Source organism: Flavobacterium ustbae, from assembly GCF_003946915.1.
Taxonomy (GTDB): Bacteria; Bacteroidota; Bacteroidia; order Flavobacteriales; family Flavobacteriaceae; genus Flavobacterium; species Flavobacterium ustbae.
Genome location: NZ_RPOC01000022.1, coordinates 57,575 through 72,366, shown reverse-complemented (window position 1 = coordinate 72,366; position 14,792 = coordinate 57,575). Strand labels below are relative to the sequence as shown.

The window sequence follows — 14,792 nt, the reverse complement described above, 5'->3', positions numbered from 1 at the left end:
GTTTCGTACAGCGTGAAGCCTACGGGATATGTAGCCAACAATACGGACTGCAATGATGCCGATGCGGCTATTAACCCCAATACGGTGTGGTATCGAGACCAAGATGGAGACACTTTTGGAACGCCTGCAACCAAACTGGTTCAGTGTACCCAGCCTGCAGGATATGTTCTGAATTCCTCCGACTATAATGATGCGACAGCCAATATCACCAATATTGCCCCATCGACCTTTTACAGGGATGCCGACGGCGACACGTTTGGAAACCCTTCCTTAAGCGTTTCGTACAGCGTGAAGCCTACGGGATATGTAGCCAACAATACGGACTGCAATGATTCAGATGCATCCATTAATCCCAATACAAAGTGGTATGCAGATAATGACGCAGATGGTCTCGGAGATCCTTCTGTTTTTGTACAGCAGTGTGCGACTCCAAATGGCAATTATGTTCGAAATAATTCGGATAACTGTCCATCTTTAGCGGGATCCAGTTCAGACTGTTCTGATATTGTAATTCCGTCTGCAGACCATAATTATATCATTAATAAAGTTTATAAAAAGCCAAAACAAGCGATCGTACAGTCAGCGTCTATCAATGAGATTCAGACCAATATAACCTATTTTGATGGTCTTGGCAGACCTGTACAGCAGATTGCTAATAGACAGTCATCTCAGTCAAAAGACATTGTCACACACATTACTTATGATACTTTTGGAAGACAGGTATTAGAATTTCTTCCATATGAAGCTTCATCAACAGATATGTCATTTGCAGCAGATGCCGAATCGGCAACAATTGGGTTCTACAATACAGAAAAATATGAAAACACTTCAAATCCATATTCGCAGAAAAAGTTGGAAGCTTCACCTCTAAACAGAGTTCTCAAACAAGCGGCACCAGGAAATTCTTGGAGTATGGATAGTGGCCATGAAATTAAATTAGATTATCAGACCAATACGGCAAGCGAAGTAAAATTGTATAAAGCTGCAGCGGTTTGGAATGCCGGATCTGGTCTGTATGAAATTTCCTTTTCAGACGCAGGATATTATCAAGCCAACCAGTTGTTTAAAAATATCACTTATGACGAAAACACAGCAGCTAGTCCTGCAGAAGGATCGGGTTCAACAGTTGAGTTTAAGAATAAGGAAGGGCAGGTTGTATTAAAAAGAACCTACGATGCAGGAGAAAAACATGATACTTATTACGTTTACGATATTTACGGAAACCTTACCTATGTAATTCCGCCAAATGCAGCAGGAACAATAACCGTGGATACACTCAATGGCTTATGCTATCAATACAAATACGACAATAACAACCGTTTGGCAGAGAAAAAACTTCCGGGCAAACAATGGGAATTTATTGTGTATGATAAACTGGACCGTCCTGTAGCAACTGGGCCAGCCTTGTCACCTTTTAAAGATGAAAATGCACAAGGCTGGATCATTACCAAATATGATGCTTTCGGCAGACCAGTTTATACAGGATGGAGCAACCAGACTTCAAATTCAGCAACGCGAAAATCATTGCAAGATGCTCAAAACAACAAAACGGTTCTATACGAAAGCAAACAGACTTCGGGTAATATTGACGGTATAGAAGCTTATTACAGCAACACTATTGAACCCGTAAATTTTAAGCTATTAACCGTTAATTACTATGATAGCTACGCGTTTCCAAATGCACAGCCTGTTCCAACTTCTATAGAAGGGCAGCCAGTCTTAAGCAATGTAAAAACCCTAGCCACAGGAAGCTGGACAAGAGCTGTAACTACGGCAGCTTCTACTGCAGGAGAAACTACCACAATATTTTATGATAATAAGGCAAGACCAATAAAAAACTATCTTCAGAATTATTTGGGCGGATATAGTTCCAGTGAGAGTAAAGTAGATTTTACAGGGAAGACCCTTTACACTATTACTAAGCATAAGCGAACATCTGGAAATGCTGAAATTACAGTAAGAGAAGAATTTACATATTCGCCTCAGGATAGACTGCTTAGACACACGCACCAAATAAACGGCGGAACAATCGAACTATTAGCAGAAAACACCTATGATGCATTAGGACAGCTAACAAGTAAGAAAGTAGGAAACAATACTGGAAATCCGTTTCAAAAAGTAGATTTTCAGTATAATATTAGAGGTTGGCTGAAAGAAATTAATAAAACAGCAAATCTGCAGCAGGGTACAGATCCAGCAGATCTATTTGCTTTTAAAATTAATTACGAAACCACGCAGACCGATATTTCAGATGTGAAAAAACTCTACAACGGAAATATCTCAGAAACGTTTTGGAAAACCGCATCAGATTTAAATGAAAGAGCTTACGGCTATAAATATGACAACCTTAACCGTCTTAAAAATGCGGTATACGAAAAGAACGGCTTAACAACCAGTGCTTACGACGAAAATCTGACGTATGATAAAAATGGCAATATTAAAACATTAAGCCGTAAAGGAGATTATGACCCTCAGGTAGGAAATATAGACATTGACAATCTAACGTATACTTATGCAAACAATTCGAACCTGCTTACTAAGGTAGCTGATAATGCTAATAATAGCAGCGGTTTTAACGATGTCAATAAAACAGATGACGATTACAGCTATGATAGTAATGGAAATATGATTAGCGATAAAAATAAAAACATTACCGAGATTACCTATAATCATTTAAACCTGCCAAAGAAAATTACATTTGGAACAACAGGAACCATTGAGTACTTTTACAATGCGTTAGGGCAAAAAATAAAAAAGGCCGTTACAGAAGGCACTGTTACAGCTACGACCGATTATTTAGGAGGCTACCAGTACAAAGACAATATTTTAGAGTTTTTCCCGACTGCTGAGGGGTATGTTAAAAATACAGCAGGAGCACTTTCGTATGTTTTCCAGTACAAAGACCACTTAGGAAACGTTCGAGTGAGCTATGCTAAAAACCTTGCAACACAGGTTCTTGAAATTATTGAAGAGAATAATTATTATCCTTTTGGATTAAAACATAAAGGATATAATGATTATTTGGCTACAGCGAATAAGTATAAGTACAATGGGAAGGAACTTCAAGACGAGCTGGGGCTTGCGATGTATGACTATGGAGCAAGAAACTATGACCCTGCACTTGGTCGCTGGATAAATATTGATCCATTGATAAATGATCTAGATTTTACATTTAATCCTAATGATATTGATGAAAATGATGAAGCTCAAGTAGAATTTGCTTATCACACTACTTTAGGAAACGGAGGTGGTATATATAATAGGAATAATTTAAATCCATATGCATATGGATATAATGACCCAGTTAGATTTGATGACCCAGATGGACGTTGCCCTAATTGTCTTACGGCAGCTATAGGTGGACTTGTTGGTGGAGGTTTAGAATTGGGAGGGCAGCTATTATCTGGCAAATCTTTAAGTGAAGTTGATTGGGCTGATGTAGGAGTTGAAACTGTAAAAGGAGCCTTAATAGGATCAGGGGTTGGTGCGATTGCAGTAGCAGGAATTGAAGGAGGATCAGTTGTAGCGAAAGCTACTTTTGATTATTCTGCAAAAGATGGTAATCAAAATGTTTTTAATGGTAAAAAGAGTGTGTCAAAAGCAGCTGTTGATGGTGTGGTTGATGTTGCAGCAGGAAAAATTGGCGGAGCCATTGGGAAAAAAATTGGAAATGTAACGGAAGGTGGTGTAAAGGCAGCAACGAAAGCAGAAACTAGAGCTACTAAAGACATTGTTAAAGCTACCAATAAATTCAACAAAGTAACAGATGGAGGTAGAAATTTGACTGGATCTAAAGCTATGATTGCTGGGGAAAACCTTTCAAAAGCAAAAGGAGGGGCTCAAGTCGCGAGAATAAATACAGTAAAAGCGCAGATGATTAATTCGGCAACAAAAGGCGCCGTTGGCGAAACAGTGAATAAAGCAGCACAAAATTCAATAGGAGATAAAATTAAAAGCTTTTTAGGCTTTTAAAAAACAATGGTAATTATGAAAGACAAGTTAAAAGTATTTGGAGTGATCGGACTGATGGCTTTTGGAATTTATTTTATAGCAACAAACTTAAGACAAGAGGAGCTAGAGAATATTGACTTTATTAATCAAAATTATAAACTAACTCAAGGTGTAGTTATTAAAAAATCAGTCCAAAAGGGTAACCATATTAGGGTTAAATATAAAGTTGATAATAAAGAGTATGTAGGTATTGATGGTTTTACATCATATCAAAAAGTGAGCGAGGGAGACACTGTCATGGTTAAATATTCTGTTAGTAAACCAGAGCTAATGATTTCGCAATTTAATGAACAATTTAATAAATAATGGGTATGATTAATAAAATTAAATTTTTATTGATGTTAATTTCGTTTACATCCGTTTCGCAGAATTTTGAGGGTGAGATAATTTATTCTAATTCTTATACAAGCAATACTGCGCAAATAAAAGATGATCAATGGAGATTTATGCTTGGGACTATACAAAAATATTTTATTAAGGACGGAAGTTATAAATCTGAAACTAATGGCAAACTTTTGTTATGGCAGTTATATGATAATAAGGAAAATAAACTTTATAATAAAATGTCCAATTCTGATATCGTATATTGGAATAATGGGAGTGTTCAAGGAGATGAAATTTTAGATGTAAAAGTTAATAAGAATGTTGAAGAAATACTTGGTTATAGGTGCGATGAAATAATTTTTACGTGTAAAAGTGGTATTCAGAAGTATTATTACAACTCAGGACAATTATTAGTTGATCCCCCGCTCCCCGAAGTGTTCCACATAACAAGCTGCGCAAATGTCTCTGACTTTGCGCAATTTTTTTAACTTGTTTTGAATGCAGAACTTCCCAAAGTCCCCCCCGCTCCCCGAAGTGTTCCACATAACAAGCTGCGCAAATGTCTCTGACTTTGCGCAATTTTTTTAACATGTTTTGAATGCAGAACTTCCCAAAGTCTCTGACTTTAAATTTTTCATTTTGTATAAATAAGTAAGATAAATCACCTAATTTTAATGCTTGAAAAAAAGAAAATGAAAGAAGGATACGTTATAAGAGATCAAGCACTTCCACATTTTATAACTCCGACCGTTGTAGACTGGATTGATGTTTTTACAAGACAAAATTACCGTGATATTATTGTCGAATGTTTAGACTATTGTATTAAGAATAAGGGCATGATATTGTACGGCTATGTAATTATGAGCAATCACATTCATATGATTGTGCAGTCTGAAAATGGAAAGCTTTCAGATCTGATTAGAGATTTTAAAAAGTTTACTGCAAAATCGATTTTAGAAAAAATTCAGAATAGTCCAGAAAGCAGAAGAGAATGGATGCTGGAACGTTTTAAACTGGCCGCCCAACAGCATACCCGAAATAAAGTTTTTCAGTTTTGGCAGTACGGAAACCATGCTGAAGAAATTTATACCGATAAATTTATGTGGTCAAAATTAGATTATTTACATTTAAATCCTGTAAAAGCAGGATTAGTAAACAAAGCATCAGATTATATTTATTCAAGTGCATCCAATTATGTAAATGATTCCGGTTTAGTTTATATTCAAAAAGCAGAAAACCCGATTGTGGATGTTTTAGATTCAAAATCGGTTTTTAGATTTAGTCATTATTAGACTCGTTTAAAGTCGGAGACTTTTAGAAGTAAATACCAATAAGGAAGTAAAAAAAAGCGCAAAGTCGGAGACATTTGCGCAGCGCGATAGGATAACACTTCGCGCAGCGGGGGACATTTGCGCAGCGCGATAGGTGAACACTTCGCGTAGCGTGGGTGCACCAAATGGTAGCAATAGAACGATATTTGTTCCATAAATTAATTTAAAATTATGATTTCAAAACAAATTAATTTTTTTCACTCTAATGATGATATAGAAAAGTTTGTTACTTTCTTTAAAAGTAAAGGTTTCGATTTATACCCAAACTTAATAAAGCATCTAGACGAAATAAAACAAGAGCTAAATTTATCTAATCAAAGTAAGATTGAGATTGTGTTTGATTCAAAGCAAACCGAATATAGATTTATTGAGAAACAAAGTTATTATCTGTTTAATCCTGAAAAGTCATATGTGGTAGAATTTTTAAAATGCATTCAATCCAAAGAAAATACAATAGAAGCAGGTCGATTGTATTATACGCCGAAATATTTTGAAGATGGCAAATTTGTGTTAAAAAGCGACGATTTTATAATTGAAGCTAATAAGCTTTTAAAAGAGTTTAAAAAAGAGTTTTTAAAGAAAACAGAATATAGTGGTAACTGGTTTTTTACTGAGGATATAAATGAGTTGTTTAAAAAAAATCTTGCCGAATGGAAACAAAATAAAAATGTTATAAAATTTGAGTGACGAGAATATGTTCTTGATTACCCGCTCCCCGAAGTGTTCCACATAAAAAGCTGCGCAAATGTCTCTGACTTTGCGCAATTTTTTTAATTTGTTTTGAGTATTGAACTTCCAAAAGTCTACTGACTTTAAATTTTTCATTTTTGTATAAATAAGTAAGATAAAGCATCTAATTTTGTTTGCTAAAAAAGAAAAATAAAAGAAAAACACATTATAAGAGATCAATTAGTCTTTTAGCTTACCGTACAAGCAGTTTTGCTCTCTTTAGTCAAAGGTTTAAGTCCAAGATTTTGAAACATCTGCATATCTTCAGACAATCCTGGATTTGGTGTCACCAATAACGTTTCGCGTTCACCAGTAAAAATAGAATTCGCACCCGCCATAAAACACCAAGCTTGTTCTTCTTCCGTCATTTCAATGCGTCCAGCACTTAATCGCACCACAGCAGCGGGCATGATAATACGAGACGTCGCAATCATTCGAACCATATCCCAAAGAGGCACTTTCGGATTGTTTTCTAACGGCGTTCCTTTTACTCTCGCCAACGCATTTACAGGAACAGATTCCGGATGAACAGGCATTGTAGCTAAGGTTAAGAGCATAGAAACGCGATCAGCAGGTGTTTCTCCCAAACCAATAATTCCGCCAGAACAAACCGTAATGCCTGCTTTTCTGACATTGTTAATTGTATCAAGACGCTGATCAAACTTTCGTGTACTGATAATTTCATCGTAATAACTTTCCGAAGTGTCCAAATTGTGATTATAAGCATACAAACCCGCTTCTTGCAAACGCATAGCTTGTTCTTCGGTAAGCATTCCTAAGGTACAGCAAACTTCCAGTCCGAGATCGTTCACTCCTTTTACCATTTCGATAACGCGATCAAAATCTTTATTATTACGGACTTCGCGCCAAGCGGCAGCCATGCAAAAACGAGAAGAGCCTCCATCTTTAGCTTTTTGTGCGTGTTCTAGAACTGTTTCTGTTGGCAAAAGAGCTTGCACTTTAATATCGGTATGGTAGCGCGCTGCTTGCCCACAGTAAGAGCAGTCTTCTGGACAGCCGCCTGTTTTTACAGAAAGCAGTGTACATACTTGTATTTCTGAAGATTTATGCCAATCGCGATGTACGGTTGCGGCCTGGTAAACTAATTCTAATAAAGGCTGATCGTAAATGGCTTGAATTTCTTCTTTGCTCCAGTCGTGTCTTATTTGTCTGTTCATTGTCTGAGATACTTTTCTATTTCCGATCAAATGTATTGTTTTGCCGTAGGATCAAAATGTACCAGTTTTTATATTATGACTAGTCCGGTTAAAATTGAAATGAACTTTGAAATTGATTTAAAGGTAAACTGCATTTTTTGAGATTAAATAACTTCTACGGTAGCAAAAAAATGTAATTAGTTGAATACTATATTAGTTAAAAAACTAATTTTTATGTAGAACACAGTATTAAAATGATTTTGATTTTAGCTGATAGTAATGCAGATTAACGAATTTTAATTAAAAATTAACGTTTAATGTTGTTGATATCAGATATTTATAATATCTTTAACACATAAGATGGGAATTGTATAAGCTTTGTGTATAATTTTGCAGCATTAGATTATCGATTGCCCCAAATTATTGTTTAACCTAACTTTTTGCCTAATATGAGAATATTTTTAATGGCACTGCTTTTCTCCTTAAGTTCCTTTACTACTGTAAATGTATGGGAGAAAGATGAAATTTTAAGCGAAATTGAATTTGCAAGACTTACAGAGCATGTAGACGAAATTAAATCTTACACAGCGTCTAATCGCAAGTATAGTAACAAAATTGCTTTTCTTGTCGACATGAAGATTAAATCAGGAAAAAATCGCTTTTTTGTTTACGATCTTGAAAACAATCAAATTCTTGATCAGGGATTAGTAGCACATGGCTCTGGTTCTGAGACTGGAATAAAAGGCGATATTCTTCAATTTAGCAATACTCCAAACTCTAATTGCACTTCTTTAGGAAGATATTCGGTAGAAAAACCATATAAAGGTGTTTTCGGAAAAGCTTTTAGATTGGCAGGATTAGATGAAACTAATAATAATGCCATGAAACGTGCTATCGTATTGCACCATTACAAAGAGGTTCCACAAGATGAACAAGGCTATTACATTATCAACAGCCACGGTTGTCCAATGGTTAATGAAGCATTCTTTAAAAAGCTTGAAAAATATATAGAAGGTTCAAATTCTAAAATCTTATTGTCTGTTTATTATTAAAATAAAGTACGGAACAGTACATTATATTGCAAAATCGCAATCGAATTTTATACCATAAAATCAAATTGGAAAAGAGAACGTAAGTTCTCTTTTTTTTGTTTTTGTGAGTTCAATTTTTGTTGTTTCAATCTCGTTGCTTATGTTGGCAGTTCCTATAAACACTTAATAAAACCAATAAATTAGGATAAACTTAACTTGTCTGATGAATAACGTAGAAAATACAAGTTGTAAATTAGTAGAATAGTAATTAAATTTTTATTTTATGAAAGCAGTACGTTTTTTTGGACACAAAGATGTTCGCGTTGTTAATGATATTGAAAGACCTGTTCCTAAAGGTGATGAAGTTTTGTTAAAAATTGGCGGAGCGGGTGTATGCCATTCAGACCTGCACATTATAGATGAAGGAACTGTCGTAGGAACAGTTTTTACGCTAGGACATGAAAATGCCGGATGGGTTGAAGAAATTGGTGAAAATGTGCAAGGTTATAAAAAAGGAGATGCCGTTCTGGTATACGGTCCGTGGGGATGCGGACATTGCAAGCCTTGCCAGCAGTCAAAAGAAAATTATTGTGATCATCAGTCGGAGCAAGCTTATGGAGGCGGTTTAGGACTCGATGGCGGCATGGCTGAGTATATGCTGGTTCCGTCTTCAAGACTTTTAGTGCCTATATTCGATCTAGATCCTATTATAGCCGCTCCACTTACAGATGCGGCACTTACGCCATATTCTGCTATAAAACGCTCGCTTTCTAAATTAATGCCAGACGAGTATGTTGTCGTTATAGGTGTTGGTGGTTTAGGACACGTTGCGTTGCAAATATTAAGAGAAATAAGCGGAGCGGCAATTATTGCTTGCGACGTTACCGAAGATAAATTGGCATTTGCTAAAGAATTAGGAGCTCAATTTGCTATTAATTCTAAAGACGTAGATGCAGCAGAACAAATTCAGAAAATTACAGGAATCAAAAAAGCTAAAGTAGTTCTTGATTTTGTTGGAGTTACTTCTACAATAGATTTAGGAACTAAGGTTGTAAGTCTTGATGGAGATCTTACTATTATTGGCCTTGGAGGCGGACATTATCAGTACAATATGAATGGGTTGCCTTTTGGAGTAAGTATGACCAATCCGTATTGGGGTTCCAGAACAGAATTGATGGAAGTTGTAGGTCTTGCACGACAAAAGAAAATTCATATCGAAATAGAAAAACATAAACTTGACGATGCCAACGAGGTTTATGAAAGAATGAGACAGGGGAAAATAAAAGGCAGAGCTGTTTTAGTACCCTAATTTAAAGTGAAAAATCCGTCGCAGCAGAGGCGGATTTTTTTGTTTTGATATAATAAAGTATTATCGAACGAAGGTTTTTGTGTAGAAAATTAAGATGTTTTCGCGGCTAAATCTTTTGTTTTTCTGCTATATTTCTTATTTTTAATAGTCTAAGTTACTAAAGCAAAAAATATGATTTTAGGTGCCAAACGTTTATTCTCTTTTTTACTCTTATTATTAGCAGTAGCCATAACCCCATCAAGAATGGAAGCGCAGCTTTTAGGCACCCCAAAAACAACTGCCGAAGAACCTGCAAAAGTTCCTGATGATTCTCTAGGAAGAAGAACACCGCAAGGAACCGTAAACGGATTTATAAAAGCAATTGGCGACCAGAATTATCTGCGAGCCAGTCAGTATTTTATGCTTAGTAAACGCTCTTACCGCAAAACAGGCGAAAGAATACAAATAGCAAAGACTTTTCAGCAGCTGTTGGATCAAGGAGGTAATTTTTCGCCATCATCTATTCTTAGCAATAAAGAATTAGGACGTATAGACGATAATTTGGCATCTGAGCTAGACTTAGTTGGAAATATATCCACAGATAAAATAAACATACCGCTATATTTAGAAAATCAGTCAGACGAAAGTCAGCCCGCTTTATGGCTTTTTTCTGCAGAAACAATAGAAGCAATTCTCGCCGCAGATATTAGCGGAGAAAAAACATTTTTAGACAGAGTCTTGCCAAAAGTTTTAAAAGAAAGAAAACTTGGAAACGTTCCTATTGGACATTGGGGAGTAGTGGTAGTAATGACGGTCATTTCGTACTTGCTTTCTAGACTGCTTATATTTGTATTTATATTTTTAATTCAAAAAACGTGGAAGAAAGCCGATAGTGAGAAAGGCAATGCAATAATAGCAGCTTTTACGCTTCCAGTTCAAATGTACCTCACAGTAATTTTATTTGTGGCATTTACGCAACGAATGGGCATTTCGATTATAGTAAGGCAACGATTTAGCATTATTATAATTACAATCGGAATTTTAGCTTTTCTAATACTGCTTTGGAGAATGACCGATTTTGTGAGCATGTTTACCCGCAGCAGAATGAATAGGCGAGGGCGCGCTTCTGCAGTATCAGCAGTATTATTTTTAAGCCGTACTATGAAAGCCGCAATTGTTTTTATCGGAATTATTGCCATACTAGGAATTATTGGAGTAGATGTTACAGCTGGACTCGCGGCACTTGGAATTGGGGGTATTGCTCTGGCACTTGGAGCACAAAAAACAATAGAAAATTTTGTGGGAAGTGTGAGTCTTATTGCCGACCAGCCATTACGTGTTGGTGATTTTTGCCGTATTGATGATATAAAAGGAACTGTAGAATCTATCGGAATGCGTTCTACGACACTTCGTACGGCTGCCCGCAGCATTGTAACGATTCCTAACGGTCAGCTTTCGGCTAGCAAAATAGAAAATTATGCCCATCGCGACCGATTTATATTTAATCCTATTTTTGGATTTAGAATGGAAACCAGTCCAGATCAGATGCGTTATCTGCTGGTAGAATTAAAATCTTTACTGTATGCGCATCCTGCTGTGTTACATTCACCACCAATAGTTCGTTTTACAGGTATTACTGCAGACGCTTTAAAAGTTGAAATTACGGCCTATATTGAAGCGGTTAATTTTGAAACGTCACAAGAAGTACAAGAAGATCTTTTATTGCGTATGATGGATATTATAGAAAAAAGCGGCACCTCTCTGGCTTATCCTTCGCAGACATTATACATGGCACGCGATACGCCATTTTCTAGCGAAAAAGCAGAAGAAATCTCTGAAACAGTTAAAAAGTGGAAGAAAGATGGTGAATTGCAACTTCCTAAGTTTGATCCAAAAAGAGTAGAAGAACTCAAAGGAAGTATTAAATATCCAGATGAGGGAAGTTTTAATCCTGATGCTGATATTGTTATGTAAATGTATCTCGGAGAGATTAAATATTGGTAGCAAAAAATATCCAGATGAAGGAAGTTTTAATCCAGACACTGATATTGTTATGTAAATCTATCTCGGAAAGATTAAATATTGGTGACCAAAATATTCAGATGAAGGTAGTTTTAATCCTGATATTTATATAAATCTATCTCGTAGAGATTAAATATCGGTAGCCAAAAATATCCACATGCAGGAAGTTTTAATCTTGATATTTATATAAATCTATCTCGTAGAGATTAAATATCGGTAGCCAAAAATATCCACATGCAGGAAGTTTTAATCTTGATATTTATATAAATCTATCTCGGAGAGATTAAATATCGGTAGCCAAAAATATCCAGATGAAGAAAGCTTCAATCCTGATATTAATATTATTATGAAAATATCTCGTAGAGATTAAATATCGGTAGCAAAAAAAATGCGTTCAAAATATTTGTCCCGTAGGGACTATATGGTCTTGGTTATTTCATTTCTGAATAATAACCCATTTTTCAAATCGTCCGTGATGGCTAATTGAAATATCCTGAAGAACATCTGTAGTTTTTAAATACGGAATGCCATTTTGATCTTTTACAATTTCTTTGTTCTGAACTTCAATTATATTTTCTTTTTGCTCAAAATCTTTAACCGCAACGGTATGAATATTTTCGCTAGAAATTCTCGATTTAGTATAATAAATATTTTCAGCACAGATTACTTTTCCTGATGCCATATTAGAATTTAAAAAATCTAAAGAACAGCAAAGCTTCTTCGGACAGAATTCTCGTATTTTGGTTTGACGGTTGTAGATTTTATAAGCCGCTTCTTTCATGCTCCATAAAAGCCAAACCATGATTTCAGGTTCAGAATAGTCTTTTACAAATCCTTGCTCTTCAGCTGTAAAAAGCTTTTCTAAAAAACCTTTGCGCTGCCAGTTGCTTTCTAAACGTGACTGCGCAAGATCTACAATGTCATTGCCAATCATTTTTCGGCAAGTTTGGTTTCGATAATTTCAACAGCGGTTTTAACATCGAGCATTCTTTCCATATCTACATTATCGATTACGATGTCGAAATTTTCTTCAATATCCAGCACAATATCAACCAGATTAGCCGAATTAATATTCAAGTCTTTAATAAAATCGGTTTCTTCTGTAAGATTTTCAAAAGCTTCTGTGTTAGTAGCAAAAGGCTTTATAATTACTTTCAATTTTTCGATAAGTTCAGTTCTATCCATTTTAGTTTTCAAATTTTTTTAAGATTATGCATGCATTTACATCGCCAAAACCAAAACTAGCTTTAGCAATTATTTTAGGATTCGATTTCATAGTTTCTAAAAGCACTTTTGAAGAATCAATAAGAGAAGCGATTTCAGGATGAAGATCAGAGCAATTTTTATTGCCAAACAAAAAACCTTCATGTAGCTGTAAAACAGCAGCTACGCTTTCGATACTTCCAGAAGCACTTAAACAATGTCCTGTTAGACTTTTCAATGAATTAATGTATGGAAAATCAGAGCCAGATCTTTCTAGCGCTTCTGTCCAGTTTTCTATTTCCAGACTGTCTTTTGTTGTCGCGGTTAAATGTCCATTTATGGCATCAATTTCATTTGGGTATATTCCCGCATTTTCTATTGCAGTTTTAATACATCTTTGCACTGCTACGCTGTTTGGAGCCGTCATGGTGCCACCGTCGCGCTGTCCGCCCGAATTGATGTTACCGCCTAAAATTTCGGCATAAATTGTTGCGTTACGTTCTAGAGCACTTTCAAGATCTTCAACCACAAAAGCTCCAGCACCGCTTCCTGGAACAAAACCCGCAGCCGACGCGCTCATTGGTCTTGACCCTTCTTCAGGATTGTCATTAAATTTAGAAGAGCAAACACGAAGCGCATCAAATCCTGCCCAAATATAGGGCCCGCTATCAGAAGTGCTTCCTGCTAAAATTCGTTTTGCCTGTCCAGATTGTATTCGGTCATACGCCATTAAAATAGCTTCTGCGCCCGTAATACAAGCCGAAGAATTGGTTGTAACCTGATTTCCGAATCCGATTTTGCCTCCTAGATAAGCGCTTACTCCGCTGTTCATGGTTTGAGCAACAACTGTACTTCCTAATTTTCGGGTTTGGAGTTCGTCAATTTTATAAATGCTTTCGCGAAATTTATCTATACCAGAAGTTCCCGCTCCAAAAATGCATCCGCTGTCCCAATCTGGAGTTTCGTTTATTGGCAATCCTGCATGATTCCATGCTTCCATTCCTGCCATAACGCCGTAGAGAATTCCTGTACTGTTAAATCCTCGAAGTTCAAGTTCGGTAAAATATTGCGATTTCAATTCTTCAGATATTTGTGGCTGACCCGCAATCTGACAAGAAAACTGCAATTCTTCTAATTGTTTATCATGACGAATACCAGAAATGCCGTTTTTTAATGCTTCAGTAAAATGAGGAATACCAACACCATTTGGAGCCACAACTCCAAGCCCCGTTATTACGATTCTCTTTTTCATAATTTTTTCGTTATCATTCCGGCCAAAATTCCTCGGCAAACTTCTTGTCCAGCTTCATTTTTCATAACGGCATTACATTTTAGTTTTCCAAAACGGAAAAACAATTTTTCAGAAGTTACGGTTACTTTTTCATTTGGATAAACAGGTTTTAGAAATTGCATTTCAGCCGAAGTAAAAGCAATTACCGTGTTTTCTCCTAATTCATTTCCTAACAGAAAAATTCCCAAGCAAACCATTCCGATCTGCGCCATGGTTTCGGTTAAAATAACGCCTGGAGTTACCGGATTATCTTTAAAATGACCTTTATAAAAATCTAAATTTTCGTTGTAAGTATAGGTTCCCGTTACGCCATTTTCGTCTGCGTGAAGCAATTCATCAACAAATAAAAAAGGCTCACTGTACGGAAGCTGTTTGATGATTTCGTTTAATTCCATAAGCTCTTAA

The 14,792-nt window shown here is 36.1% G+C and carries 13 protein-coding genes; 8 read left to right on the top strand and 5 right to left on the bottom strand.

What is annotated here, in order from left to right; translation table 11 throughout:
* The 5 genes from EG814_RS19350 to EG814_RS19330 form a co-directional block, all read left to right on the top strand.
* The coding region (locus tag EG814_RS19350; protein ID WP_235831014.1) for a DUF6443 domain-containing protein at window positions 1-3,972 on the top strand (3,972 nt) is incomplete at its 5' end.
* A gap of 15 nt (window positions 3,973-3,987) precedes the next feature.
* Window positions 3,988-4,317, top strand: coding sequence for a hypothetical protein (locus EG814_RS19345; protein WP_125723522.1), 330 nt, complete (start codon window positions 3,988-3,990; stop codon window positions 4,315-4,317).
* 5 nt (window positions 4,318-4,322) lie between these two features.
* Window positions 4,323-4,823 carry a hypothetical protein gene (locus EG814_RS19340; protein ID WP_125723521.1) on the top strand — a complete coding sequence of 167 codons (501 nt, stop codon included), beginning with the start codon at window positions 4,323-4,325 and terminating at the stop codon, window positions 4,821-4,823.
* A 204-nt stretch (window positions 4,824-5,027) separates the two neighbouring features.
* Window positions 5,028-5,627, top strand: coding sequence for an REP-associated tyrosine transposase (locus tag EG814_RS19335; RefSeq protein WP_125723520.1), 600 nt, complete (start codon window positions 5,028-5,030; stop codon window positions 5,625-5,627).
* A 210-nt stretch (window positions 5,628-5,837) separates the two neighbouring features.
* Window positions 5,838-6,353: a hypothetical protein gene (locus EG814_RS19330; RefSeq protein WP_125723519.1), complete on the top strand. Its 516-nt coding sequence runs from the start codon at window positions 5,838-5,840 to the stop codon at window positions 6,351-6,353.
* 230 nt (window positions 6,354-6,583) lie between these two features.
* On the opposite strand, the gene bioB is transcribed toward EG814_RS19330, so the two are convergent.
* Window positions 6,584-7,573 carry a biotin synthase BioB gene (gene bioB, locus EG814_RS19325; RefSeq protein ID WP_125723518.1) on the bottom strand — a complete coding sequence of 330 codons (990 nt, stop codon included), beginning with the start codon at window positions 7,571-7,573 and terminating at the stop codon, window positions 6,584-6,586.
* A 428-nt stretch (window positions 7,574-8,001) separates the two neighbouring features.
* Here bioB and EG814_RS19320 point away from each other — a divergent pair, with 428 nt between their 5' ends.
* From EG814_RS19320 to EG814_RS19310, 3 genes are all read left to right on the top strand, one after another.
* A complete protein-coding gene (locus tag EG814_RS19320; RefSeq protein ID WP_125723517.1) occupies window positions 8,002-8,604 on the top strand; it encodes a murein L,D-transpeptidase catalytic domain-containing protein in 603 nt (200 codons plus the stop codon).
* A 262-nt stretch (window positions 8,605-8,866) separates the two neighbouring features.
* Window positions 8,867-9,892 (top strand): NAD(P)-dependent alcohol dehydrogenase, encoded by a 1,026-nt coding sequence (locus tag EG814_RS19315; protein ID WP_125723516.1) that lies wholly within the window; start codon window positions 8,867-8,869, stop codon window positions 9,890-9,892.
* Window positions 9,893-10,063: 171 nt separating this feature from the next.
* Complete coding sequence (locus tag EG814_RS19310; protein WP_125723515.1) at window positions 10,064-11,845, top strand: mechanosensitive ion channel family protein; 1,782 nt, start codon at window positions 10,064-10,066, stop codon at window positions 11,843-11,845.
* A 484-nt stretch (window positions 11,846-12,329) separates the two neighbouring features.
* On the opposite strand, the gene EG814_RS19305 is transcribed toward EG814_RS19310, so the two are convergent.
* Genes EG814_RS19305 through EG814_RS19290 form a run of 4 tightly spaced genes read right to left on the bottom strand, consistent with a single transcriptional unit; the run spans window position 12,330 to window position 14,782 of the window.
* Window positions 12,330-12,827, bottom strand: a complete 498-nt coding sequence (locus EG814_RS19305; protein WP_125723514.1) for a 4'-phosphopantetheinyl transferase family protein — start codon at window positions 12,825-12,827, stop codon at window positions 12,330-12,332.
* Window positions 12,824-13,078, bottom strand: a complete 255-nt coding sequence (locus EG814_RS19300) for an acyl carrier protein (protein ID WP_125723513.1) — start codon at window positions 13,076-13,078, stop codon at window positions 12,824-12,826. Before EG814_RS19300 ends, EG814_RS19305 begins: the two co-directional genes overlap by 4 nt.
* Window position 13,079: 1 nt before the next feature.
* Entirely contained in the window at window positions 13,080-14,348 is a 1,269-nt protein-coding gene (locus tag EG814_RS19295; protein ID WP_125723512.1) for a beta-ketoacyl-[acyl-carrier-protein] synthase family protein, read from the bottom strand.
* Window positions 14,345-14,782, bottom strand: coding sequence for a 3-hydroxyacyl-ACP dehydratase FabZ family protein (locus EG814_RS19290; protein WP_125723511.1), 438 nt, complete (start codon window positions 14,780-14,782; stop codon window positions 14,345-14,347). The genes EG814_RS19295 and EG814_RS19290 overlap by 4 nt, the downstream gene beginning before the upstream one ends.
* Window positions 14,783-14,792 lie beyond the last annotated feature (10 nt).